We start from the raw sequence: 25,278 nt of genomic DNA on the forward strand, positions 1-25,278 counted from the left end.
TTTTAAACTTGTTGCTTTCAATGTCGTTTTATCCAGTTTTCAAAGAACAATGGTTTGAAGTATTCATCAGTAGATGAACCTTCAAAACTGAACAGCAAGCCGTGAATGGTATCTCCTGTAGGAGATATTCCGAAAATATCCTTAGAAAGGAGGTGATCCAGCCGCACCTTCCGATACGGCTACCTTGTTACGACTTCACCCCAATCATCTATCCCACCTTCGGCGGCTGGCTCCAAAAGGTTACCTCACCGACTTCGGGTGTTACAAACTCTCGTGGTGTGACGGGCGGTGTGTACAAGGCCCGGGAACGTATTCACCGCGGCATGCTGATCCGCGATTACTAGCGATTCCGGCTTCATGTAGGCGAGTTGCAGCCTACAATCCGAACTGAGAACGGTTTTATCGGATTAGCTCCCCCTCGCGGGTTGGCAACCGTTTGTACCGTCCATTGTAGCACGTGTGTAGCCCAGGTCATAAGGGGCATGATGATTTGACGTCATCCCCACCTTCCTCCGGTTTATCACCGGCAGTCACCTTAGAGTGCCCAACTAAATGATGGCAACTAAGATCAAGGGTTGCGCTCGTTGCGGGACTTAACCCAACATCTCACGACACGAGCTGACGACAACCATGCACCACCTGTCACCATTGTCCCCGAAGGGAAAACCATGTCTCCATAGTGGTCAACGGGATGTCAAGACCTGGTAAGGTTCTTCGCGTTGCTTCGAATTAAACCACATGCTCCACCGCTTGTGCGGGCCCCCGTCAATTCCTTTGAGTTTCAGTCTTGCGACCGTACTCCCCAGGCGGAGTGCTTAATGCGTTAGCTGCAGCACTAAGGGGCGGAAACCCCCTAACACTTAGCACTCATCGTTTACGGCGTGGACTACCAGGGTATCTAATCCTGTTTGCTCCCCACGCTTTCGCGCCTCAGCGTCAGTTACAGACCAGAAAGTCGCCTTCGCCACTGGTGTTCCTCCAAATCTCTACGCATTTCACCGCTACACTTGGAATTCCACTTTCCTCTTCTGCACTCAAGTTCCCCAGTTTCCAATGACCCTCCCCGGTTGAGCCGGGGGCTTTCACATCAGACTTAAAGAACCGCCTGCGCGCGCTTTACGCCCAATAATTCCGGACAACGCTTGCCACCTACGTATTACCGCGGCTGCTGGCACGTAGTTAGCCGTGGCTTTCTAATAAGGTACCGTCAAGGTACAGCCAGTTACTACTGTACTTGTTCTTCCCTTACAACAGAGTTTTACGATCCGAAAACCTTCTTCACTCACGCGGCGTTGCTCCATCAGGCTTTCGCCCATTGTGGAAGATTCCCTACTGCTGCCTCCCGTAGGAGTCTGGGCCGTGTCTCAGTCCCAGTGTGGCCGATCACCCTCTCAGGTCGGCTACGCATCGTCGCCTTGGTGAGCCATTACCTCACCAACTAGCTAATGCGCCGCGGGCCCATCCTGTAGCGATAGCAGAACCATCTTTCAACTTTCAAACATGTGTTCAAAAGTATCATTCGGTATTAGCACCGGTTTCCCGGAGTTATCCCCATCTACAAGGTAGGTTGCCCACGTGTTACTCACCCGTCCGCCGCTAGCGTTACTTCGGTGCAAGCACCAAAGTAACGCCCGCTCGACTTGCATGTATTAGGCACGCCGCCAGCGTTCGTCCTGAGCCAGGATCAAACTCTCCATAAAAAGAATTTGAGTTAAGCTCAAATTGTATCTGCCGCTTTCGCTTTCGATACAGTAAAACATTTGCTGGCATCTTAATGATGTCCAAAATTGTGTTTCATCTATTAAATGAAACGTTTTATTCATTCACGTCTTGCTTGTTCAGTTTTCAAGGTTCATTTTTATATTTCAAGTGCTTCTCGCAGAAGCAACTTTTATATAATAACATGTCACATTTTTTAAGTCAACTACTTTTTGAAAATACTTTTTAGAAATGTTTTTCAAAAATTACTTATGCATTACTTGCGACTTCATAAATATTATCAGATATAAAATGAAAGGTCAATACTTTTTGAAAATAATTTTTCATCAAAGACTTTATTCGAAATTTCATTTATCGAAGATTACTTTTATCGCTTAACCTGACTAATCATACCCTTTCTTTTTCTCTCCCCTACATATGCTTAGCCGAATATTATTAACCAATCGGTTTCTAAAAATAAAGTTGCATTTGCTCTGACCTTTATCCCATTTATAAAAATAAGTTGTACGACAATATTAATAATGTTGTCGTACAACTAATAATCTAGTCTTCATTTTTTGTAATAACACGTGATATATAGAAGGAACGCACTGTTGCTAAATCAATAATTTCATCTGTTCTTGTAATTTTCACTAAAGGCCTTGTTGGTGCATACTTATTAATAAACATTACTTCTGCACGCTCTTTATTTGATAATTCAACCTTAGTACCGATTGGCAAATCAGCAACAATTGCAATTAATGCGTTGACAACCTTTATATCAAACTTTCCAAACTCAGACTCTTTAATCATCTCTATTACTTGGAATGTAGCTTTTTTCTCACTATAAAGTCGTTCACTTGTCATTGCATGATAAACATCGGCTACAGCGATAATTTGAGAGTAAATCGAAATATCTTCATTCTTAACTCCCTTTGGATAACCACTGCCATTTAATCTTTCATGATGTTGGAAGATAGCCTTCTTCATTTCTCCCTTTAATGCAGCTAAATCTTTTACCAAAACAAAGCTATGAACAGGATGTTGACGAATTTCTTTAAATTCCTGTGGTGTCAATTTGCTTGTTTTATCACGAATTTTAGCAGGTATTTTAGCCATTCCACAATCAGCTAATGTCCCAGCTATCGCCATTTGAATACAAATTCCTTTCTCATACCCTAGCTTTTGCGCCATGATTGAAGCAATCAATCCTGTCGCTATACAATGATGATATAAATAATCTTGGGGATTTGAGTAACTATTTAAATCAAATATATAGGAACGATCCTCAAGCACTTGTTCAATTAATGGAATGACCATGCCACGTATTTTCGTCATATCAATTTTTGCACCAGATTCCCAGTTGAAAAATTCCTTTTTGAATTGTTGAATAGCATCTGCATAAGCTTTTTCAAAGGATGCTACTCGCTCTATAAACTGTATAGAATTATTTTCAACAGTATCTACTGCTTTAATTTTTCCTGAAGTCTCCTGATATACAGGAACTAATTTGATATTAAATACATCTAGTATATGTAGATGTTCATATGTAATCTTTGTATCTTTAGAAATAATTGGATATTGCGTGTTTGCAAATATGTTATCTGCTATCATCTGTCCTACATTTAATTCTTTGACATTTATGTGAGTAGTCTCCAATTTAAAAACCACCTTTATGATGTGTACTTTCTCTCCATTGTAGCGTAACAATTTTTAGAAATATAGTAATAATTATATCCTAACTAATTTTTCTTTTGATTCGGTAAATAATTAATACCTTACTATATGAATAACAAATAAATTTATAATCAAAAAGCTGTAGAAAAGGTCAACATTTGTTTTCCTTTCTACAGCTCTGAAGGCTTATTCGTTTTCTGCTAGATTATCGTCCTCTGCTGCTTCATCACTGTCTTTTTCTACCTTTGCAACAGTTGCAACATATTCCTCTTCTGCCAGACGAATTAAACGGACACCTTGCGTGCTACGGCCAATAACTGAGATATCTTGTACGTCCATTCGTATTAACATGCCATTAATTGTAATTAACATAATATCCTCTGTACCATCTACAGCTTTAACCGCACACATTTTCCCGTTTTTTTCTGTAATTTGCATTGTTTTCAAGCCAACGCCACCGCGGCTTTGTAAACGATATTCTTGCTCTGGTGTACGCTTGCCATAACCTTTTTCTGTGACAACTAATATTTCCTGCCCTGGCTCAATAATTTCCATGCCCACTACATAGTCACCATCACGTAATTTAATACCACGCACACCCGCTGCTGAACGTCCCATTGATCGAATGTCTTCCTCTTGGAAGCGTACAAGCATACCGTCCTGTGTTCCAATAATAATTTGCTTTTTGCCGTCAGTTAAACGTACAGAAATTAAATCATCATCATCTCGTAGGCTAATGGCAATTAAACCGTTAGTACGAATATTAGAGAATTGTGATACCGGTGTACGCTTTGTAATACCTGTTTTCGTTGTAAAGATAAAGTAAGCATCATCTTCAAATGACTCTACGCGAATCATTGCTGTAACTTTCTCATCCTTTTCGATGTTTAGCAGGTTCACAATTGGTAAACCTTTTGCTGTACGCCCGAATTCAGGGATCTCATAGCCTTTAGCTCGGAATACTTTTCCTTTTGATGTAAAGAATAAAATTGTATCATGTGTTGATGTGAACAATAGATGCTCAACAAAATCATCTTCATTTGTGCCCATACCTTGCACACCTCGGCCACCGCGTTTTTGTGAACGGTATGTATTCGCAGCTAGACGCTTAATATAGCCGTTATGCGTTAATGTCACAACTGAGTTTTCACGTGGAATTAAATCCTCATCCTCAATCATTTCAAGGCCGCCTGCAGTAATTTCAGTACGACGCTTATCGTTGTAACGCTCTTTAATTTCAAGCATTTCAGTTCGAATAATTTCAAGAACCTTTGTTTCATCCGCTAAAATTGCTTTCAATTCGCTAATTAATCTTTGCAGCTCTTGATATTCAGCTTCAATCTTTTCACGTTCTAAGCCGCTTAAGCGAACAAGACGCATATCCAGAATCGCTTGTGCTTGGCGTTCGCTTAATGTAAAGCGTTCCATTAAAACAGGCTTTGCTTCATCCCCACTACGTGAACCACGAATAATAGCGATAATTTCATCAATATGATCAAGTGCGATACGCAAACCTTCTAAAATATGCGCGCGTTCCTCCGCTTTGCGTAATTCAAACGCTGTACGACGAGTAATTACTATTTTTTGATGCTCTAAATAATGATGTAAAGCTTCTTTTAAGCTTAAAATTTTCGGCTGCCCATCTACTAATGCAAGCATATTCACACCGAAGCTTGATTGCATCGCTGTTTGTTTATATAGGTTATTTAATACAACATTCGCATTTGCATCACGGCGCACTTCAATCACAACGCGCATTCCGTTACGATCCGACTCATCACGTAAATTTGTAATACCATCGATTTTTTTATCGCGTACAAGCTCGGCAATTTTTTCAATGAGCTTTGCTTTATTTACTTGATAAGGCAGCTCATGGATTAAAATTGTTTCTTTCCCATTGCTGCTCTGTTCAATTTCTACCTTAGCTCGGATAATAATAGAGCCACGACCTGTTTCATAAGCTCGGCGAATACCTGAGCGACCCATAATTAAGCCGCCTGTTGGGAAATCTGGTCCCGGTATAATTTCCATTAGCTCCTCTGTCGTAATCGCAGGGTTTTCTGATAAAGCAAGAACTGCGTCAATTGTTTCACCTAATTGATGTGGTGGAATATTTGTTGCCATCCCTACTGCGATACCAGAGGCACCATTGACAAGTAAGTTTGGGTAACGTGATGGCAATACTTTTGGCTCTTGTTCACTGCCATCATAGTTTGGCTCATAATCAATTGTGTCTTTGTTAATATCACGTAGCATTTCCATTGCAATTTTGGACATACGCGATTCTGTATAACGCATTGCTGCAGCACCATCGCCATCAACAGAGCCGAAGTTTCCATGACCGTCGACTAGCATATAACGATAGCTGAAATCCTGTGCCATACGCACCATTGCATCGTAAATAGAGGAGTCACCATGTGGGTGATACTTACCCATTACGTCCCCTACAATACGGGCACTCTTCTTATATGGCTTATCTGATGTGTTGCCTAGCTCCTGCATTCCATATAAAATACGGCGGTGTACAGGCTTTAATCCATCGCGTACATCTGGTAAAGCACGCGCTACAATCACGCTCATTGCGTAACTTAAAAATGATGTTTTAATTTCATTTGTAATATTTCTTCCTTGAATATTCCCATGTTCAATCTCAGACAAAATATAGACCTCCCTTCCAAACGATTAAATATCTAATTCAGCGTAGACAGCATTTTCCTCAATGAAATGACGACGTGGTTCAACATCATCGCCCATCAATTGATCAAAGATTCGATCTGCTTCAATCGCATCATCTAATTCAATACGAATTAATGTACGATGCTCTGGGTCCATTGTTGTATCCCATAATTGATCTGCATTCATTTCACCTAAACCTTTGTAACGCTGAACGTTTGGTTTCGGCACGCTTGATAAACGATTTAAAATTTCATCTAGTTCTTCATCTGAATAGCAATATTCAACATGCTTCCCTTGCTTCACTTGATATAACGGTGGCTTTGCCGCATAAACATAGCCTGCCTCGATTAATGGACGCATAAAGCGGAATAAAAATGTTAATAACAGCACACGTATATGTGCGCCATCGACATCGGCATCCGTCATAATAATAATTTTGTGATAACGCGCTTTTTCTAAATTAAACTCTTCTCCAATACCAGTTCCGAAAGCTGTAATCATTGCACGAATCTCAGCATTTGAAAGAATGCGGTCTAAGCGTGCTTTTTCTACGTTTAAAATTTTCCCGCGCAATGGCAAAATTGCTTGGAAGTGACGATCGCGTCCACTTTTCGCAGAACCACCAGCAGAGTCACCCTCAACGATATAAATTTCAGATTCAGCAGGGTTTGTTGAAGAACAATCTGCAAGCTTCCCTGGTAAACTTGATACTTCTAAAGCTGACTTACGGCGTGTAAATTCGCGCGCTTTTTTCGCTGCTACACGTGCACGAGCCGCCATTAAGCCCTTTTCCACTACTTGACGTGCAACAGTTGGATTTTCTAGCATAAAACGCTCAAAGCCCTCTGAGAACAATGAATTTGTAATTTGGCTTACTTCTGAGTTGCCTAATTTTGTTTTCGTTTGTCCTTCAAATTGTGGATCTGGGTGTTTCACAGATACGATAGCAATTAAGCCTTCACGTACATCTTCCCCTGTTAAATTAGCATCCGCCTCTTTTAACAAGCCGTTTTTACGTGCATAATCATTAATCACACGTGTTAAAGCTGTTTTAAAGCCTGATTCATGTGTACCACCCTCATACGTATTAATATTATTGGCAAATGACATAATTGTTGAAGAAAAGCCTGCATTATATTGCATCGCTATTTCAACAGAAATACCGTCCTTTTCCCCATTTACATCAATTGGTTCGTGAAGTGGTTCTTTATTTGCATTTAAATGCTCTACATATGAGCGTATACCACCTTCATAATGGTATGTAACAGAGCGTACCTCTTCCTCGCGTTCATCCGCAATCGTGATGCGAATACCACGATTTAAATAAGCTAATTCACGTACACGTGTAGCTAAAATATCATATTCATAAACAGTTGTTTCCGTAAATATTTCTGCATCTGCTTTGAAGCGTGTAGTTGTACCTGTTTCATCCGTATCACCAATTACAGTAAGAGGCTGTATCGTTTGTCCACGCTCGAATTTAATACTGTGTACATGTCCATCACGCTTTACATAAACCTCTGTCTCAATTGATAATGCATTTACAACCGAAGCACCTACACCATGTAGACCACCTGACACTTTATAGCCGCCACCGCCGAATTTACCACCAGCGTGTAGCACTGTCATAATAACTTCAACAGCAGGTAAGCCCATTTTCTCTTGCGTGCTAACAGGAATACCGCGTCCATTATCTTCAACACGAATCCAGTTATCCTTTTCAATAGCAACAGTAATGTCTGTACAAAAACCAGCAAGTGCCTCATCAATACTGTTATCTACAATTTCCCATACTAAATGGTGTAGACCTTTAGAACTTGTAGAACCGATATACATACCTGGACGTTTACGAACTGCCTCCAAGCCCTCTAATACTTGTATTTGATCAGCATCATAAGCTTGCTGCTGAACGTCTTTTTCTTCTAAAGACACTATGTTCACCCACTCTTTCTTCACACTGTATAAATCCATTGTTCCACAAAGGCTTTGTTATTTTACAATATCGCCTTGTTTCACATGGAACAATCTAGCCTGTTCAATCGTTTCATGATGAATGCCCTCAACACTTGTTGTTGTAACAAATGTCTGCACCTCACCTTGAATTGTATTTAATAAATGTGATTGTCTATAATCATCTAACTCTGATAACACGTCATCTAATAACAAGATAGGTGTTTCTTTCGTCTCTTGTTTAATTAATTCAATTTCAGCGAGCTTTAAAGATAAAGCTGTCGTACGCTGCTGTCCTTGCGAGCCATATGTTTGAACATCATAATCATTGACAAAAAATTGCAAATCATCTCGGTGTGGTCCTACTAATGTAACACCGCGCTCCAGCTCTCTTTTTCTTGCTTCTAATAGCTTTTGCTCTAAATGTGCCGCCATCTGCTCTACGCTTTGATCAGCAGTTAGACCTGAAATCGGTCGATATTTGATAACAAGCTTTTCTAAGCCACGCGAAATCCCAGCATGAATTGGCTCAGCCCATGCCTGCAATAGCTCCATAAATTGGAATCTTTTACGAATGATTTGAACAGCTGCTTGAATGTACTGTTCTGTATAAACATCAAACATGACATCATTTAATGCGTGGCGACCTTGATTGCTTTTTAAAATATGGTTTCGCTGTTTTAATATTTTTTGGAATGTTAATAAATCATGTAAATATACAGGAGATATTTGACCAATTTCCATATCAATAAAGCGTCGTCGTAATTGGGGACTTCCTTTCACAACGTGTAAATCCTCTGGTGCAAACATCACGACATTCATTTGCCCGATATAATCACTAAGGCGCGTTTGTTCAAGGTGATTTATTTTACCTTTTTTACCTTTTTTAGATATCATTAATTCAATCGGAAAACTGCCATAACGCTTTTGTACAACACCTTCTATTTTACCATAGTCTGCTTGCCAGCGTATCAATTCTTTATCATTTGATGTACGATGGGATTTAGCCATAGCTAAAACGTAAATAGACTCCATAACATTTGTTTTCCCTTGTGCATTTTCCCCGATGAAAACATTAATTTTAGGAGAAAAATCGAGCATTAATGACTCATAATTCCGATAGTTTATCAGCTTTAATTGCTCGATATTCATTCATTTGCACCGTTCTCAACAATACGAAAGCGTCCAACACCAGGAATATTCACGACATCGCCATTGCGAATTTTTCGTCCTCGGCGATCGTCTGCTTCTCCATTGACATAAACAACATGCTCACTTAAAAACCACTTAGCCATGCCGCCCGAGCTAATTGCATCTGTCATCTTTAACACTTGCCCTAAAGTTATAAACTCTGTATCAATCAAAATATCCTGCATGATTGCTCATCCTCCGCTACACAAAATCTGTCTCTCTATCATACCAAAAAAACAGCTTCTGCGTAAGGGAAGCAAATTGAGAAAGAAAAAGTTTAATCTCTATACGTTTAATATCATTTTTGCATGTCAAAATGATGGTGACCAATTCATTGGCTGTATAATTTGCTTCTTTATATGGACATGGTCTAATAATATTCCTATGAGAAGCACTTGGATTTCTGCTTCTTTTTATTTAAAAGTTTATAAATATGATGGGTTGGTGTTTTTTATGCAATGGATTCAAATCCATGATAACAATGATATATCCAATCTTTTGAATATATTCAATCATTTCCATGACAGCTGTTTAACAGAGTTATATATGTGGACTGAAAGTTATGTTGATGAGGATTTTTCGATGAAATTATCTATTGACCTTGACACAAATGTACGCATACTATTTCAAAGACAACTGCCTAACCCTTCTGCTATTGAATTATTATTCGAAGCTGTAACTGATTTCCATATAGTCCCTAGCCCTATAGGCTATGTTTCAACGATATTCGAAGGGAAAATTGAGAAAATTGATGATAACTTTATTTGGTCTGAGGATAGCGGATGGAAACCAAATAGCAACGATTTCACCAACAGCTGGATTTCATCAAAAAGATTAAAATGGCGAGATGTAAGTTCTTGGATAGGTAATAGCAAACGCTATGGTTTATTACATGATTAATAATTATATTTCACTAAACTATTCCAGTAATTAAAAATTGTAAAACAGGTACGGTTGAAAATCCAACTGTACCTGTTTTTTTATATAATTAAAAAGATAAATGACCTGATTAGTAAGTACGAACAGGTAAAATGAGCTGTAAAATCGCATCATCATGGATTGAACGTAAAATAAACGGACGCATTGTGCCTGTAAATTGAATAACGACATCTTGTCCATCGATTGCACGTAATGCTTCCATCATGTATTTTGCGCTGAAGGAAATTTTCAGTGCTTCTCCTTCAAGGTTCTCTACTGAAATTTGCTCCTCTACTTTCCCGATTTCTGGTGAGTTCGAAGAAATTTCTACTGTACGATCTTCCAATGTCTCGAAGCGTACAACATTATTGCGATCTTCACGTGCTAATAACGAAGCGCGATCAATTGCTTGCAATAACGCTTTACCGTTAATTGTCACATTTGTTTTATACTCTTCTGGAATTAAACGTGATGTATCAGGATAGTTCCCCTCTAGTAAGCGTGAGAAAAATAATACATCCTCTGTTTTAAATAATACATGGTAATTTGTTAATGCAATTTGTACAGGATTTGTTGAATCCTCCAAAATTTTATTTAATTCATTTAAACTTTTCCCTGGTATAACAACACTGTTGATTTCAGCTGGTAATTGTTCGAGCTGAATTTTACGTCGAGCTAAACGGTGACTATCCGTTGCGACGCATATTAATTCATTTTCCGATACTTTCCAGTTTACACCTGTCAACACGGGTCTGCTTTCTGATGTTGCAACAGCAAATACTGTTTCACGTATAACAGATTTTAATAAATCTGCTGGCATTGAGAATTGGCGATCTTCTGCAACTTCTGGTAATAAAGGATATTCCGAAGCATCTAAGCCAATTAGGTGGAATTCGGATTTACCAGAGCGAATATTTGTTGCAAAGCCAGCTGATACTTCAATTTCCACATCATTTGTTGGCAGCTTTCTTACAATTTCATTAAACATGCGGGCCTGTAATACAATTGAGCCTGTTGTACTAACATTCATCAATTGTTCTCCGTCTTCCTCTACTGGAATGAATGTTTGAATTGTAATATCTGCATCGCTACCAGTTAAACGTAAACCTTCATGTGTTACATCAATTTTTATACCAGTTAAAATTGGCATTGTTGTTTTTGAACTAACAGCTTTCATGACGTCATTTAGTCCAGCTAAAAGCCGGTCTCGCATAATATCAAATTTCATGTCGTACCCCCATATATAATGTTATTAAAATAATAAAAGAATAAATAGATATAGTAATAGGCGCTGTGGATTTGTGGATAAGTACCTTTTTGACAAGTAAAATCAGTCTATCCACATGTAGATAGACTGTGCATAAGTTTGTCCAAAAAATAATAAGTTATCCACATGCGAAATGTAGCGTTATTTGCCTAGCATGCTACGAATTTGCTTAATATCCTGTTGAAGCCCTTGATCATTTTTAAGCTGAGTTGTAATTTTTTCATGGGCATGAATCACTGTTGTGTGATCGCGCCCTCCAAACTCCTCACCAATTTTCGGCAATGAAAAATCAGTTAACTCACGTGATAAATACATTGCAACCTGTCTAGGAAAAGCAATTGATTTTGTACGCTTCTTAGCAGAGAAATCTTCCAAGCGAATATTAAAGTGCTCTCCTACTGCATTTTGAATATCTAAAATAGAAATCATGCGCGGCTTCGCATTTGGAATAATATCCTTTAACGCCGCGGCAGCAAGCTCTGGTGTTACATCCTCCTTGACAAGAGAAGAATAAGCAACGACGCGGATTAAAGCGCCCTCTAATTCACGAATATTGGAATCAATTTGGTTTGCAATATAGAGCATAACCTCATTTGGTATGTCTAAATGGTCCGCCTTTGCTTTTTTGCGTAAAATGGCAATCCTTGTTTCTAAATCTGGTGGTGCAATATCTGTAATTAAGCCCCATTCAAAGCGTGAGCGTAAACGATCCTCCAGCGTTGGAATTTCCTTTGGAGGCCTATCACTCGAAATAACGATTTGCTTTGATTCCTCATGCAGCGTGTTAAACGTATGGAAAAATTCCTCTTGTGTAGACTCTTTTCCAGCTAAAAATTGAATATCATCAATTAATAAAACATCTACATTGCGATATTTATTGCGAAAATCAATCGCTTTATTATCACGGATCGAGTTAATGAATTCATTTGTAAACTTTTCAGATGATAAATAGACAACCTTCGCTGAAGGATTGTGCTCCAATACATAGTGTCCAATTGCATGCATTAAGTGTGTTTTACCAAGCCCAACACCTCCATAAATAAAGAAGGGGTTGTATGCCTTAGCAGGTGCTTCAGCCACTGCAAGAGAGGCAGCATGTGCAAAGCGGTTACCAGAGCCGATAACGAACGTATCAAATGTGTACTTTGGATTTAACATCCCTGGTGAAATTTCTTGGTGATCGTGATTATGCCCATTAATTCTAGGTGCAGGCAGCTCAAAATCATCCTCATCGTCCTCATTTTGAACTTCAAATTTTATAACCAAATCTTCTCCGACTAATTCATTTAAACTACCCGTTAAAAGGTGCATGTAATGCTTTTCTAGCCACTCGCTAGCAAAAGTATTTGGCGCAGACAGCGTAATCGTTGTGCCATCAAAAGCTAAAATTTTTGTAGGTTTTAGCCATGTATCGAAGCTTGGTTTGGCAATTTTTCGTTCTACTTGAGCAAGGACATTACTCCATAATTCTTCTAAATGCTCCAAGCGAATTCGTCCTTTCATTAAAATTTTATTGCAAAAAACTATCAATGCTCTCTTCAAAACCAGAGCTAAAATATTAGCTTGGGTGTAAAAAAATTTATTTTATTTCAGCAAATATATTAGACATACACATAATCACAGCTTGTGGATAAATGATATCCAAAGCCTATGTATAATATTGTCCACAGATTATCAACAACTGTGGATAAAATATTTCCCAAAAAAATCGTCCACAAAAGAAAACATGTTTATCGTATCAAAAAAAATGAGCAATTACAATACTTTAACAAACTTATCCACATAGTGCAAACTGTTCACAAAATAGTTGTCCACATGCTCTGAGTTTGTGAAAAAGCTGTCAATAACTGATGTGGATAATTTTAAAAGGCAAAAAAATTATACACAGCGTTATTTTCAAAAAACTATATAGAGTTGTGGATAAGTAAAGGGGACATTGAAATGTAGATTAAGGATTGACAAACGATAGTATTTATATATATAATGTTCAGGTCTGTATGTCGAAAAAGATAAATAGCAAACTCTCATTATAGGAGGTGTAATATAAATGAAACGTACGTACCAACCAAAGAAACGTAAGCACAGCAAAGTACACGGTTTCCGCGCACGCATGAGCACGAAAAACGGTCGTAAAGTATTAGCTGCTCGCCGTCGTAAAGGAAGAAAAGTATTATCAGCATAAGTCCACTGAGCCACATCAGTGGTCTTTTTTTTCTATATAAAGGTGAAATGAGTAGATGGAGATGTTGAAGGAATGAATAAACGCCAAAGAATTAAAAAAAATGAAGACTTTCAAAAGGTGTTTAAGAAAGGAAGATCCTTTGCAAATCGCCAATTTGTCGTTTATTGCTTGACAAAGGAGGCGCAAGAGGAGTTTCGTATTGGCTTATCTGTGAGCAAGAAGGTAGGGAAAGCCGTAACACGTAACCAAATTAAGCGCTATATCCGTCAAACATTTCTTGAATTAAAGGATGAAGTAAGACAGGATATGGATTATGTTATTATCGCCCGACATCAGGCGGCCACTTTAAATTTCCATGAAACGAAAAAAAGTTTACAGCATGTATTAAAAATTGCAAAAGTTTTAAAGCAGTCGAAGTGATTCGATAAAATAGTGGAGCATGAATGCGTTCACATGTTAAGATGTCTTCATAAACAAATGAATAAATAGAGTAGTTGGTCTAGGGGGAAGAAAGTTGAAAAAAAGACTTTGGATCGTTCTAACACTTGTTGCTACTGTAGTATTGCTATCAGGGTGTTCAGAATTTAACCAACCGATCTCAGCTGAAAGCAAAGGCTTTTGGAATGAGTTCATCGTTTGGCCGTTAGTTTCGGTCATTCAATATTTCGCTGACTTGTTTGGTACGTATGGTTTAGGTATTATCGTAACAACGATTATTATTAGAACTGCTATTTTACCACTAACAGTTAAGCAAATTAAAAGCTCTAAAAAGATGCAGGAATTACAGCCAAAATTAAAGGAGCTACAACAAAAATATAGCTCTAAAGATGCGGCGACACAGCAGCAATATCAAAAAGAAATGATGGCATTAATGCAAACATCAGGCGCGAATCCTTTAATGGGATGTTTACCTGTATTAATTCAAATGCCAATTTTAATCGGTTTCTATCATGCAATTAGCCGTATGAATGCAACACCTGAAGCATTTCATTTAGGTACATTTTTGATTTTCCCGCTAGCTGAGCCTAGCGTAGTATTAGCAATTGTTGCAGGTTTATTCCAATTTGTCGTATTAATGACAGGTCCTGCGATTGATAATCCACAAATGAAAATGATGATGTACATCATGCCTGTAATGATCATGGGCTTCGGTATGTTTTTACCAGCAGCATTATCATTATATTGGGTAATCGGGAATATTTTCTCTGTTTCTCAAAACCTTGTTATTTATAAGCCTTGGAATAAAAATAAACCAGAAGCTACTACTACAGGAGGAGCGAAAAAGTGAAACAAATTACGCAAATAGGCGCAAACGTACAAGAAGCGATCTCATTAGCGTTACAACAGCTTGGCAAAACCCGTGAACAAGTAGATGTTGAAGTTTTACAAGAAGGTAAAAAAGGATTTTTAGGCTTTGGTGCACGCCCTGCTGAGGTGCGTGTAACGATAAAAGAAGAAGTGCAGGAAGTTGAACAAGTCGTTGTAGAAGAAGAACAAATTCAAGAATCACTGGTGGAAGCACCAGCTGAGGAAGTTTTCGGGGAGCAGGTTCAAACTGATAACGCAATTGAAGAGCTGATTCAAGCAGCAGAAGAGCAACTGGATGTGAATCCTATACAGGAAGCGAAAGCTTATATTGAAAGCGTAGCAGAAAGTATGGGGATTAATGATTTACACATAGCACATGAAACAGAAGGCAAATACACAACATTCAAGCTAGAAAGTGAGAAGGCTGCACTTTTAATTGGAAAGCGTGGACAAACATTAAATGCTTTACAGCAGCTAACACAGCTTGTGTTAAATAAAAGTGCAAAATCCTTTATGCTCGTAAAGATTGATGTGGAGGATTATCGTGAACGCCGCCGTATCGCATTAGAGCAATTAGCTGAGCGCATGGCGGATAAGGCGATTCGCACAGGCAAAAAGGTCGTGTTAGAGCCGATGCCGTCATATGAACGGAAAATAATCCATCATGCATTAACAAATCGTTTGGATATTGAAACATATTCAGAGGGTGTAGAGCCAAATCGCTATTTAGTCATTGAATCATTAGTTTGATTCAAAATGCATACAGATATATAATGACTGTCCGAAAAGCAGGTAACATGCCGCTTTTCGGACAGCTTTTTTTCGGCTTAAAAATTCCTTCTCACTTTAGATTTTGCTGAAAATATGTTAATCTAAGTTGTTAGGAAATATTGTTCGGTTACGTTATCCACATGTGGATAATTTTCATTTTATAAAAAGTTATAAACAAGATGAAGTCAGGAGGCATTTTGATGGATTTTGATACAATTGCTGCGATATCCACACCGATGGGTGAAGGCGCTATTGCTATCGTTCGCTTAAGTGGGGATGAAGCGATCGCAATCGCAGATCATATATTTCAAGCACCAAATCGAAAAAAATTAGCAGAGCAAGCAACACATACGATTCATTATGGGCATTTAATCGATCCAGCGACAGAGGAAGTAGTGGAGGAGGTCATGCTATCATTAATGCGTGGTCCGAAAACATTTACACGCGAGGATGTTGTAGAAATTAACTGTCACGGTGGTTTAGTATCAGTGAATCGCGTTTTACAGTTAGCGTTACGCTATGGCGCTCGCTTAGCCGAGCCAGGTGAATTTACGAAACGCGCCTTTTTAAATGGGCGTATCGACTTGTCACAGGCAGAGGCAGTGATGGACTTAATTCGTGCGAAAACAGACCGTGCGATGAATGTCGCTTTAACACAAATGGATGGCAAGCTATCGCGTTTAATTGGGCAGCTAAGACAAGCATTGCTTGAAACGTTAGCGCAAGTAGAAGTGAATATCGATTATCCAGAATACGATGATGTAGAAGAGATGACTGTACCTGTATTGCTTGAAAAATGCAGCTGGGTACGTGATGAAATCGATAAATTACTAACGACATCTTCACAAGGGAAAATTTTACGTGAAGGTTTATCAACGGTTATTTTAGGGAGACCAAATGTAGGTAAATCCTCGTTATTAAATAGCTTAGTACATGAAAATAAAGCAATCGTTACGAATATTGCAGGGACGACACGTGATATTATTGAGGAATATGTCAATGTGCGCGGCGTACCGCTACGTTTAGTCGATACGGCAGGCATTCGCGAAACCGAGGATATCGTTGAGCGTATAGGAGTAGAAAGATCAAGAGAGGCTTTAAAAGGAGCCGATTTAATTTTGCTCGTATTAAACGGTGCAGAAAGCTTATCGCCTGAGGATGAGCGCTTATTCGAAACGATTGAGCATATGGACTATATTGTCGTTGTTAATAAAACGGATTTACCGCAGCAAATTGATTTACAGTATGTTCAAAAATTAGCAGGAACACGTCGCATCGTTACAACTTCGTTATTACAGGAAGAGGGAGTAGCTGAGCTAGAGGAAGCAATTTCTGCATTGTTCTTTGAAGGACAAGTAGAGGGTGGAGATATGACGTATGTTTCCAACGCACGCCATATCGCACTATTGCATCAGGCAAGAAAGACGGTAGAGGATGCATTAAATGCTGCTGAAGCGGGTGTACCAGTTGATATGGTACAAATAGATGTTACACGTACATGGGAAATTCTTGGTGAAATTGTCGGTGATACAGTACAAGAAAGCTTAATCAATCAACTTTTTTCACAGTTCTGTTTAGGAAAATAAAAATTGAAAGGAAGTTACAGCATGCCTACACAATATGAAGCAGGTACATTTGACGTTATTGTTATCGGTGCGGGACACGCAGGAGTAGAAGCAGCTTATTCTGCTGCAAAAATGGGTGCAAAAACGTTAATGCTAACGATTAATCTTGATATGATTGCCTTTATGCCATGTAACCCATCAATTGGTGGACCTGCAAAGGGAATCGTCGTACGAGAAATTGACGCATTAGGCGGTTTAATGGGGAAGGTTATTGATAAAACACATATTCAAATGCGTATGTTGAATACAGGGAAAGGACCTGCTGTTCGTGCATTGCGTGCACAAGCAGATAAAGTACTTTACCAGCAAGAAATGAAGCGCCTATTAGAGGAGCAAGAAAATCTTCAAATTCATCAAGCAATGGTGGATGAGTTAATTGTAGAAGACGGTGAAGTAAAGGGTGTTATTACGCAAATCGGCGGTATTTATCGCGCGAAATCGGTTATTATCACGACAGGTACATTCCTACGTGGAGAAATTATTCTTGGTGATTTAAAATATTCAAGCGGTCCAAACAATCAACAGCCATCAATCAAGCTTGCTGATAATTTAAAGGAATTAGGCTTTGATATTATTCGCTTTAAAACAGGAACACCACCACGTGTTAATAACCGCACGATTGATTATTCAAAAACGGAAATTCAACCAGGTGATGATGTACCACGTGCTTTTAGCTTTGAAACGACAGAATTTATTATGGACCAATTACCTTGCTGGCTAACATATACAAGCCCAATAACACACCAAATTATCGAGGAAAATTTACATTTATCTCCGATGTATTCTGGTATGATTAAAGGAACAGGACCTCGCTATTGTCCTTCAATTGAAGATAAGGTAGTACGCTTTAATGATAAGCCACGCCACCAAATTTTCTTAGAGCCTGAAGGGCGCAATACACGTGAAGTATATGTGCAAGGTTTATCAACGAGCTTGCCAGAGCATGTACAGCAAAAGTTACTTGCATCAATACCAGGACTAGAGCAGGCAGAAATGATGCGTGCAGGCTACGCTATTGAGTATGATGCGGTTGTGCCAACACAGCTATGGCCAACACTTGAAACAAAGCATATTAAACATTTATATACAGCTGGTCAAATTAACGGTACTTCAGGTTATGAGGAAGCAGCTGCGCAAGGCTTAATGGCAGGGATTAATGCTGCTGCTAAAGTGCTTGGTAAAGAAGAAATCATTTTAAGTCGCTCAGATGCGTATATCGGTGTATTAATTGATGATTTAGTAACGAAAGGTACAAATGAGCCATACCGTTTACTGACATCACGTGCGGAATATCGCCTATTATTACGTCATGATAATGCGGATTTACGTTTACTAGATATCGGCTACAAAGTAGGGATGATTTCACAGGAGCGTTATGCTCAATTTACAGCGAAACGTCAGCAAATCGAACAAGAAATTGCACGTTTACGTGAAGTAATTGTCAAGCCAAATGCAGAAACACAAGCAGCTATTCGTTCCGTTGGTGGAGCAGAATTAAAGGATGGCATTCGCGGAGCAGACTTATTAAAGCGTCCTGAAATGCATTATGACTTAGTCGCTTCTTTAACACCTTCAGAAATAGAGCTTTCAGAGGAAGTAAAGGAGCAAATTGAAATCCAGCTGAAATATGAAGGCTATATCCAAAAAGCTTTACAACAAGTAGAGCGTTTGCGCAAAATGGAAGATAAAAAAATTCCAGATAACATCGATTATGATGCAATTTCAGGCTTAGCGACAGAAGCGCGTCAAAAATTAAAATCAGTTCGACCTTTATCAATTGCACAAGCATCACGTATTTCAGGTGTTAACCCAGCTGATATTTCAATTTTACTCGTTTATATTGAACAAGGGAAAATTGCCCGTGTCGCCAATGACTAATATAAGAAAAAGCGCTCCATAGCGAGCGCTTTTTAACTAAAGGAGAATTTTAGTGAACGAGCAACAATTTATTGAAGCATTGAGAGAAAAGGGCATTGAGCTGACAGCTACGCAAATTGCCCAATTTAAAAAGTATTTTGAATTGTTAGTAGAGTGGAATGAAAAAATGAATTTAACGGCAATTACCGATTTAGAGGGTGTTTATTTAAAGCATTTTTATGATTCTATTAGCACAAGCTTTTATTTCGATTTTACAAAGGTGACAACGATTTGTGATGTAGGTGCAGGTGCAGGGTTCCCAAGTCTACCGATTAAAATCTGTTTTCCACATTTACACATTACAATTGTCGATTCCTTAAATAAGCGCATTACTTTTTTAAATCATTTAAGCGAGGAGCTAGGCTTAGAAAATGTAGCGTTTGTTCATGCACGTGCAGAGGAATTTGGACAAAATGCGAAATATCGCGAAAAATTTGATGTTGTAACAGCGCGTGCTGTAGCAAGATTATCTGTTTTATCAGAGCTATGTGTACCGATTGCTAAAGTAGGTGGCCAGTTCGTCGCATTAAAAGCTGCGGCTGGCAAGCAGGAGCTAGCAGAGGCGAAAAAAGCAGTCTCCACGCTTGGCATCGAGCTACAAGAGGAATTTGTCTTTGAACTACCAGTTGAACAGAGCGAGCGTACTTTATATGTATTTAATAAAATAAAAGCAACGCCTAAAAAATATCCTCGTAAACCAGGCGTGCCAAATAAAACACCTATTCAATAATTATCTCGCAAGTAATTTGTATGTTTGATAGATATTTTTCTCTTTTCAAGCATACATAATGATAGTAGGCATTAATTAATGATAAAATATGTAGATATGTAATTGATTCTAAACTATGTACATTTTAACTTGGATAATCAATAATATTAATAGTGAGTAAGAAGTTTCTTAAAGGTGGTGCCACTCGGATGAAAAGTCCTTTTTCACGTTTTTTCGGAGGCGGAAAAGAGTCTGAAGTAAAAAGTGAAGTAGCAGCTATAGAAGAAAAAAAGGCTACAGAAGAAGTAGTGAAAATTCCTATTGGAAAAATCATACCGAATCGATTTCAACCTCGTACTGTATTTGACGATGAAAAAATTGAAGAATTATCAAGAACGATTCATATACATGGTGTTATCCAGCCAATCGTAGTACGCAGACGCGATGGTGAGGATGAATATGAAATTATTGCAGGTGAGCGACGCTATCGTGCAATGAAAAAGCTACAATGGGCGGAAGTACCAGCAATTGTACGACAAATTAATGATAAAGAAACAGCATCTATTGCATTAATTGAAAACCTACAACGTGAAGAATTAACGGCAGTTGAAGAGGCGCTTGCTTATCAGCAACTACTTGAATTGCATTCATTAACGCAGGAAGCACTTGCACAACGTTTAGGAAAGAGCCAATCAACAGTAGCAAATAAGCTACGTTTATTAAAGCTGCCTCAATTTGTTCAAGAGGCTATTTTAAAGCGTGAAATTACAGAGCGTCATGCACGAGCCCTTATTGCTGTAAAAGATGAGCAGCTACAGCAACAGCTCATTGAAGCAGCTAAGGAATATGATTGGAATGTCCGTCAGCTTGAAGATCAGATTCAACAGCTGTTATCACCGCCTACTGAGGAAGAGCAACCAGTAAAGAAGGAAAAGCCGAAGCGTAAAGCAATTAGCAAAGACGTGCGCATCGCCTTAAATACAATAAAGCAATCATTAACAATGGTAACGAAAAGCGGAATTCAAGTAAAAACAGAGGAAGAAGATACAGAGGAATATTATCAAATCACTGTCAAAATTCCAAAGAAAAAATAAAATAAATAGAGCTGTCTGGAAAAGAATTCCCTTTTCAGACAGTTTTTTTTGTGAAAAATAGTAGAATAACTTTAGGAACTAAGCGTAAATTTTGATAGAATACTTTTAAAGACTATAGGAAAAGCCCGATTGTAGTTTTTTCGAGCATACTTGAAAAGATTTGGATACAATGACGTTAAGATATATTGAATTGTAGGAAGTAGGTGGAATTATGGGAAAGGTTATAGCAATCGCCAATCAAAAGGGGGGCGTTGGTAAAACGACAACCTCTGTTAACTTAAGTGCCTGTTTAGCCTATTTAGGCAAAAAGGTATTGTTAATTGATACAGATCCACAAGGAAATGCAACGAGTGGCGTAGGTGTCAACAAAGCTGATGTGCATGGCTGTATTTATGATGTCATTATTGATGACGAAAATATTGCGACAACAATATTACAAACAAAAGTGGAAAATTTATCTGTTGTCCCTGCAACAATTTCATTAGCAGGTGCGGAAATTGAGCTAGTATCTGCTATTTCACGTGAAGGAAAGCTGAAAAATGCACTACGACCAATACGACAAGACTATGATTACATAATTATTGATTGTCCACCATCACTTGGTTTATTAACGATTAATGCACTGACAGCATCGGATTCAATTATTATTCCTGTTCAATGCGAATATTACGCATTAGAGGGACTGAGTCAGCTACTATCAACTGTTCGACTTGTACAAAAGCATTTAAATCCCGAGCTGATGATTGAAGGTGTTCTTTTAACAATGCTTGATGCACGAACAAATTTAGGACTACAAGTAATCGAGGAAGTAAAAAAATATTTCCAAGATAAAGTCTATAAAACAATTATTCCACGTAATATCCGCTTAGGAGAGGCACCTAGCCATGGCAAGCCAATTATTACTTATGACGCGAAGTCGAGAGGTGCAGAAATGTATGTAGAGCTAGCAAGGGAAGTGATTAAAAATGGTTAAAGGTTTAGGGAAAGGTATTGGAGCGCTATTTCCAGAGGAAGCGGTACAGCAAGAGGGAAATGTACAGCAAATTGCTGTCGATAAGCTTGTAGCAAACCCATTTCAGCCACGTAAGCTTTTTCAAGATGAGGCATTAGAAGAGCTTGCGCAATCAATTAAAGAGCATGGTATAATCCAGCCTATTATTGCACGTAAAAAAGGCCGTAAATATGAAATTATTGCAGGAGAACGTCGCTGGCGTGCAGCAAAGCTAGCAGGCTTAGAGGAAATAGCTGTGCTAGTTAAAGAGATGACTGAACAACAAATGATGGAGGTTGCAATTTTAGAAAACCTACAGCGTGAAGATTTAACACCAATTGAAGAAGCGGAAGCATATAGCAGCTTAATTGAGCAATTGAACTTCACTCAAGAGGACTTAGCAAATCGTCTTGGAAAAAGTAGACCACATATTGCCAACCATATTCGTTTGCTACAGCTACCAGAAGAGGTACGTGCATTAGTAAATGATGGTTCCTTAACGATGGGGCATGGGCGTACATTACTTGGTCTGAAAAATAAACGACAAATTGCAGAAGTCGCAAAGAGAGTGATTGCACAGAACTTAAATGTCCGCCAATTAGAAGCGCTCGTTCAAGCATTAAATGAAAATGTTTCACGTGAAACAAAAGCACCACCACGTGATATTTTTGTACAAGCTACAGAGGCACAGCTTAGAGATTATTTTGGCACAAGTGTACAAATTAAAAAACAAAAAGATAAAGGCAAAATTGAAATTGAATTTTACTCAGAAGAGGATTTAGAGCGTATTTTAGAAATATTACAATTAGAGCGCACTGAATAGAGAGAAGGTAAAGATGATTTTACTCGGTTCATTAATCAATGTGTTGCTTATTGTAATTGGAGCGTTTATTGGAAGACTGTTTCACAATATTCCTGAAAAAATGAAGGAAACAGTAATGCTGATTATTGGTTTAGCTGTAGCTGTTCTCGGTATTCAAATGGGCTTTGCAAGCAGTAATTTTGTCATTGTCCTCGTTAGCCTAGTTATTGGTACGATGATTGGTGAGTGGATTGATTTAGAAAAGTGGTTTAATCGTTTTGGCAAATGGGTAGAATCGCTATTTGGTAAAAATAGTAATGGTACGATTGCGGAAGGTTTTGTCACAGCATCACTCATTTTTGTTATCGGTTCTATGGGTATATTAGGTGCACTTGATAGTGGGCTACGCAATGATCATAGTATTTTAATGACAAAAGGTATTATTGATGGCTTTATGGCGACGATTTTAGCTTCGACGTTAGGAATTGGTGTTATGCTATCTGCGGTACCTGTCTTTATTTATCAAGGGTTGATTGCTATTTGTGCCGGCGCAATTAGCAATTATATTCCACAGGAAGCACTTGATTTATTTATTCAGGAAATGACCGCAACAGGTGGCATTATGATTTTAGCAATTGGTTTAAATATTACGGGCTTAACGAAAATTCGAGTAGCCAATTTGCTTCCAGGTATTTTGTGTGTGATGTTGATTGTAGCGGGTATGTTTATTTTGCGTTAAATGACGCTGCCAAGCGAGCTGCAAAGAGCGAGCAATTTTTTCACTCATAGTATATGTTAAATGAAGACGAGTGTTTTGTAATACTTGTGCTTCCATAAAGCCTCCAATGTTGACGACACCTTTAATGGAAATGTCACCAATTGGGGGTAATTGTTTTTTTACAGCTTTTCCTGGGAATAATGGGCCATTTTCTACTATAATATTGCCGATGCGATTTTTCTCGCTTAAGCAGGCATCGATTGCGATGATAAATGGTGGCTCCTCCTGTGCCTGCAAGTCATTAAATGTATCCATTAAATTTAATGCGTGCAACGGCTCCTCCAGCGTTCCGATAACGTCAAAGGGGAATGCATAGCTTTTTACTAGCTGACTACCAATCAAAGGACCAAGGGCATCACCTGTTGAACGATCTGTCCCAATACAACAAAAGACAAGTCGATTATGCTCAAAGGGGATCATTTGTAAAAAGATATCACTTAGTTTCCATACTGCGCTTGATGCTTCATAATGAATAGAATGGTTATCCATTTGTTTCACTCACTTTCTATGTTATATGTGTGAAGTATAATCAGTTTATGAGTTTGTTATACAAGGAGTGAAAAAATGCAATTAAATTATTTAACAGCAACAGTAGATTTACATGGAATGGCACGTATTACAAAAAAAGCTTGGGAGTACATCACAAGTGAGGCATTGTGGGATTATATTTTAGTCGCTTCTATAAAAGTGATTGTCATTATGGCAGCTTCCTACATTGCTGTTCGTGTTGGACAAAAGGTAATAGAGAAAGTATTCCTTGTACGTATGCGCTCACCAATTAATCATTCAGAGCGTCGCCAAAAAACAATATTAAAATTGCTGCAAAGTGTTTTATCTTATTTAGTGTACTTTTCAGCTATAATGGGGATTTTATCTGCGCTTGATATTCAAATTGCAGGTTTACTAGCAGGGGCAGGGATTGCAGGTTTAGCAATCGGCTTCGGTGCACAAAGCTTAGTAAAGGATGTCATCACTGGCTTCTTTATCATTTTTGAGGATCAATTTGGCGTAGGTGACTATATTCAAATTAGTGGAGCAGAGGGAACGGTTTTAGAAATTGGCTTGCGTACAACGAAAGTAAAGGGCAATGCAGGTGAGCAATTTATTATTCCAAATGGCTCGATTACAAATGTGAAAAACTATTCTATTAACCATTCGAAGTTTATGATTGATATGCAGCTCAATATAGATGCTGATATTGAAAAGGCAGAAAAGCTGATTACTGCTTATTTAGAGCAATTACCACAACAGCACCCAACATTGACAAACACACCTGTCTTTTTAGGCGTTCAAAATATAGCTGACGGTGAAGTAACAGTTCGCATTATTGCAGAAACGTTGCCATTAAAGCAATGGGAGATTGCTCGAACAATTCGTCAAGAGGTGAAGGAGCTTTTACAAAATAATGGAATAGCTACTGAATTCCCAAAAATGATGCTATATGACCGAGTAATGGGACGAGAAATTGAAGGGAGAGAATAAGGTTGGAAGGTAAAGTATTTGAATTAAATGATATTGTGGAAATGAAAAAGCAGCATCCATGTGGAACAAATGCATGGAAAATTATTCGCTTAGGTGCGGATATTCGCATTAAATGTGAGGGCTGTGGTCATAGTGTTATGATTCCTAGACGAGAATTCGAAAAAAAGATGAAAAAAGTAATTAAAAGGGTAAATGAACAATAATGCAGTTAGACTTTTAAACGCATTATCAATATAATAGAA

Annotated in this window: 22 protein-coding genes and 1 rRNA gene; 14 read left to right on the forward strand and 9 right to left on the reverse strand. The window is 38.4% G+C overall.

Translation table 11 applies throughout. From position 1 onward, the window contains the following. Positions 1–145: 145 nt before the first annotated feature. The 6 genes from R6U77_RS04870 to yaaA all read right to left on the reverse strand — a co-directional run bounded on the left by R6U77_RS04870 (position 146) and on the right by yaaA (position 9,377). A 16S ribosomal RNA gene (locus R6U77_RS04870) occupies positions 146–1,700 on the reverse strand. A 562-nt stretch (positions 1,701–2,262) separates the two neighbouring features. After that, positions 2,263–3,357 carry an HD-GYP domain-containing protein gene (locus R6U77_RS04875; RefSeq protein ID WP_293929538.1) on the reverse strand — a complete coding sequence of 365 codons (1,095 nt, stop codon included), beginning with the start codon at positions 3,355–3,357 and terminating at the stop codon, positions 2,263–2,265. Between the two features lie 204 nt (positions 3,358–3,561). Continuing rightward, positions 3,562–6,033 (reverse strand): DNA gyrase subunit A, encoded by a 2,472-nt coding sequence (gene gyrA, locus R6U77_RS04880; RefSeq protein ID WP_319837646.1) that lies wholly within the window; start codon positions 6,031–6,033, stop codon positions 3,562–3,564. Between the two features lie 24 nt (positions 6,034–6,057). Continuing rightward, positions 6,058–7,983, reverse strand: coding sequence for a DNA topoisomerase (ATP-hydrolyzing) subunit B (gene gyrB, locus R6U77_RS04885; protein ID WP_293929540.1), 1,926 nt, complete (start codon positions 7,981–7,983; stop codon positions 6,058–6,060). A gap of 57 nt (positions 7,984–8,040) precedes the next feature. Next, positions 8,041–9,153 carry a DNA replication/repair protein RecF gene (gene recF / locus R6U77_RS04890; protein ID WP_319837647.1) on the reverse strand — a complete coding sequence of 371 codons (1,113 nt, stop codon included), beginning with the start codon at positions 9,151–9,153 and terminating at the stop codon, positions 8,041–8,043. Then, on the reverse strand, positions 9,150–9,377 hold the full coding sequence (yaaA, locus tag R6U77_RS04895; RefSeq protein ID WP_293929542.1) for a S4 domain-containing protein YaaA: 228 nt from the start codon (positions 9,375–9,377) through the stop codon (positions 9,150–9,152). Before yaaA ends, recF begins: the two co-directional genes overlap by 4 nt. Before the next feature lie 76 nt (positions 9,378–9,453). On the opposite strand from yaaA, the gene R6U77_RS04900 reads away from it, so the two are divergent. After that, positions 9,454–10,092, forward strand: a complete 639-nt coding sequence (locus R6U77_RS04900) for a hypothetical protein (protein ID WP_319837648.1) — start codon at positions 9,454–9,456, stop codon at positions 10,090–10,092. Between the two features lie 109 nt (positions 10,093–10,201). On the opposite strand, the gene dnaN is transcribed toward R6U77_RS04900, so the two are convergent. Both dnaN and dnaA read right to left on the reverse strand, forming a co-directional pair. Next, positions 10,202–11,338, reverse strand: coding sequence for a DNA polymerase III subunit beta (gene dnaN, locus R6U77_RS04905; RefSeq protein WP_319837649.1), 1,137 nt, complete (start codon positions 11,336–11,338; stop codon positions 10,202–10,204). 180 nt (positions 11,339–11,518) lie between these two features. Further along, positions 11,519–12,862: a chromosomal replication initiator protein DnaA gene (gene dnaA, locus R6U77_RS04910; protein ID WP_319837650.1), complete on the reverse strand. Its 1,344-nt coding sequence runs from the start codon at positions 12,860–12,862 to the stop codon at positions 11,519–11,521. Positions 12,863–13,424: 562 nt separating this feature from the next. On the opposite strand from dnaA, the gene rpmH reads away from it, so the two are divergent. The 11 genes from rpmH to R6U77_RS04965 all read left to right on the forward strand — a co-directional run bounded on the left by rpmH (position 13,425) and on the right by R6U77_RS04965 (position 23,515). Next, on the forward strand, positions 13,425–13,559 hold the full coding sequence (rpmH, locus tag R6U77_RS04915) for a 50S ribosomal protein L34 (RefSeq protein ID WP_004233310.1): 135 nt from the start codon (positions 13,425–13,427) through the stop codon (positions 13,557–13,559). A 72-nt stretch (positions 13,560–13,631) separates the two neighbouring features. Further along, on the forward strand, positions 13,632–13,979 hold the full coding sequence (gene rnpA / locus R6U77_RS04920; RefSeq protein ID WP_293929547.1) for a ribonuclease P protein component: 348 nt from the start codon (positions 13,632–13,634) through the stop codon (positions 13,977–13,979). A 94-nt stretch (positions 13,980–14,073) separates the two neighbouring features. Next, positions 14,074–14,847 carry a membrane protein insertase YidC gene (gene yidC, locus R6U77_RS04925; protein WP_293929548.1) on the forward strand — a complete coding sequence of 258 codons (774 nt, stop codon included), beginning with the start codon at positions 14,074–14,076 and terminating at the stop codon, positions 14,845–14,847. After that, complete coding sequence (gene jag, locus R6U77_RS04930) at positions 14,844–15,617, forward strand: RNA-binding cell elongation regulator Jag/EloR (protein ID WP_293929549.1); 774 nt, start codon at positions 14,844–14,846, stop codon at positions 15,615–15,617. Before yidC ends, jag begins: the two co-directional genes overlap by 4 nt. A gap of 221 nt (positions 15,618–15,838) precedes the next feature. Then, positions 15,839–17,224, forward strand: a complete 1,386-nt coding sequence (gene mnmE, locus R6U77_RS04935) for a tRNA uridine-5-carboxymethylaminomethyl(34) synthesis GTPase MnmE (RefSeq protein WP_319837651.1) — start codon at positions 15,839–15,841, stop codon at positions 17,222–17,224. A 21-nt stretch (positions 17,225–17,245) separates the two neighbouring features. Beyond that, the gene (gene mnmG / locus R6U77_RS04940) at positions 17,246–19,141 is read left to right on the forward strand and encodes a tRNA uridine-5-carboxymethylaminomethyl(34) synthesis enzyme MnmG (protein ID WP_319837652.1); all 1,896 of its coding nucleotides are present in this window, start codon (positions 17,246–17,248) and stop codon (positions 19,139–19,141) included. A gap of 52 nt (positions 19,142–19,193) precedes the next feature. After that, positions 19,194–19,910 carry a 16S rRNA (guanine(527)-N(7))-methyltransferase RsmG gene (gene rsmG, locus R6U77_RS04945; protein ID WP_319837653.1) on the forward strand — a complete coding sequence of 239 codons (717 nt, stop codon included), beginning with the start codon at positions 19,194–19,196 and terminating at the stop codon, positions 19,908–19,910. Between the two features lie 188 nt (positions 19,911–20,098). Next, positions 20,099–20,983: a nucleoid occlusion protein gene (gene noc, locus R6U77_RS04950; RefSeq protein ID WP_319837654.1), complete on the forward strand. Its 885-nt coding sequence runs from the start codon at positions 20,099–20,101 to the stop codon at positions 20,981–20,983. Between the two features lie 211 nt (positions 20,984–21,194). Continuing rightward, complete coding sequence (locus R6U77_RS04955; protein WP_293929554.1) at positions 21,195–21,956, forward strand: ParA family protein; 762 nt, start codon at positions 21,195–21,197, stop codon at positions 21,954–21,956. Then, positions 21,949–22,797 carry a ParB/RepB/Spo0J family partition protein gene (locus tag R6U77_RS04960; RefSeq protein ID WP_293929555.1) on the forward strand — a complete coding sequence of 283 codons (849 nt, stop codon included), beginning with the start codon at positions 21,949–21,951 and terminating at the stop codon, positions 22,795–22,797. Before R6U77_RS04955 ends, R6U77_RS04960 begins: the two co-directional genes overlap by 8 nt. Before the next feature lie 13 nt (positions 22,798–22,810). Then, positions 22,811–23,515 (forward strand): DUF554 domain-containing protein, encoded by a 705-nt coding sequence (locus tag R6U77_RS04965; RefSeq protein ID WP_319837655.1) that lies wholly within the window; start codon positions 22,811–22,813, stop codon positions 23,513–23,515. Here the strand turns inward: R6U77_RS04965 and yyaC are convergent. Beyond that, positions 23,432–24,043: a spore protease YyaC gene (yyaC, locus tag R6U77_RS04970; RefSeq protein WP_319837656.1), complete on the reverse strand. Its 612-nt coding sequence runs from the start codon at positions 24,041–24,043 to the stop codon at positions 23,432–23,434. The genes R6U77_RS04965 and yyaC overlap by 84 nt on opposite strands. 75 nt (positions 24,044–24,118) lie before the next feature. Between yyaC and R6U77_RS04975 the strand changes: the two genes are divergently transcribed. Together R6U77_RS04975 and R6U77_RS04980 are read left to right on the forward strand one after the other, a co-directional pair. Further along, a complete protein-coding gene (locus R6U77_RS04975; RefSeq protein ID WP_293929558.1) occupies positions 24,119–25,036 on the forward strand; it encodes a mechanosensitive ion channel family protein in 918 nt (305 codons plus the stop codon). A gap of 2 nt (positions 25,037–25,038) precedes the next feature. Continuing rightward, a complete protein-coding gene (locus R6U77_RS04980; RefSeq protein WP_293929559.1) occupies positions 25,039–25,239 on the forward strand; it encodes a DUF951 domain-containing protein in 201 nt (66 codons plus the stop codon). The last annotated feature ends 39 nt before the right edge of the window (positions 25,240–25,278 follow it).

Origin of the sequence: Lysinibacillus louembei, from assembly GCF_033880585.1 — a bacterium.
GTDB lineage: Bacteria > Bacillota > Bacilli > Bacillales_A > Planococcaceae > Metasolibacillus > Metasolibacillus louembei.

Coding starts and splice junctions, on each gene's coding strand:
- R6U77_RS04955 (WP_293929554.1), top strand. CDS start 21,195: ATGGGAAAGGTTATAGCAATCGCCAATCAAAAGGGGGGCGTTGGTAAA.
- yyaC (WP_319837656.1), bottom strand. CDS start 24,043: ATGGATAACCATTCTATTCATTATGAAGCATCAAGCGCAGTATGGAAA.
- R6U77_RS04975 (WP_293929558.1), top strand. CDS start 24,119: ATGCAATTAAATTATTTAACAGCAACAGTAGATTTACATGGAATGGCA.
- rpmH (WP_004233310.1), top strand. CDS start 13,425: ATGAAACGTACGTACCAACCAAAGAAACGTAAGCACAGCAAAGTACAC.
- rnpA (WP_293929547.1), top strand. CDS start 13,632: ATGAATAAACGCCAAAGAATTAAAAAAAATGAAGACTTTCAAAAGGTG.
- dnaN (WP_319837649.1), bottom strand. CDS start 11,338: ATGAAATTTGATATTATGCGAGACCGGCTTTTAGCTGGACTAAATGAC.
- yaaA (WP_293929542.1), bottom strand. CDS start 9,377: ATGCAGGATATTTTGATTGATACAGAGTTTATAACTTTAGGGCAAGTG.
- mnmE (WP_319837651.1), top strand. CDS start 15,839: ATGGATTTTGATACAATTGCTGCGATATCCACACCGATGGGTGAAGGC.
- mnmG (WP_319837652.1), top strand. CDS start 17,246: ATGCCTACACAATATGAAGCAGGTACATTTGACGTTATTGTTATCGGT.
- R6U77_RS04965 (WP_319837655.1), top strand. CDS start 22,811: ATGATTTTACTCGGTTCATTAATCAATGTGTTGCTTATTGTAATTGGA.
- recF (WP_319837647.1), bottom strand. CDS start 9,153: ATGAATATCGAGCAATTAAAGCTGATAAACTATCGGAATTATGAGTCA.
- R6U77_RS04960 (WP_293929555.1), top strand. CDS start 21,949: ATGGTTAAAGGTTTAGGGAAAGGTATTGGAGCGCTATTTCCAGAGGAA.
- noc (WP_319837654.1), top strand. CDS start 20,099: ATGAAAAGTCCTTTTTCACGTTTTTTCGGAGGCGGAAAAGAGTCTGAA.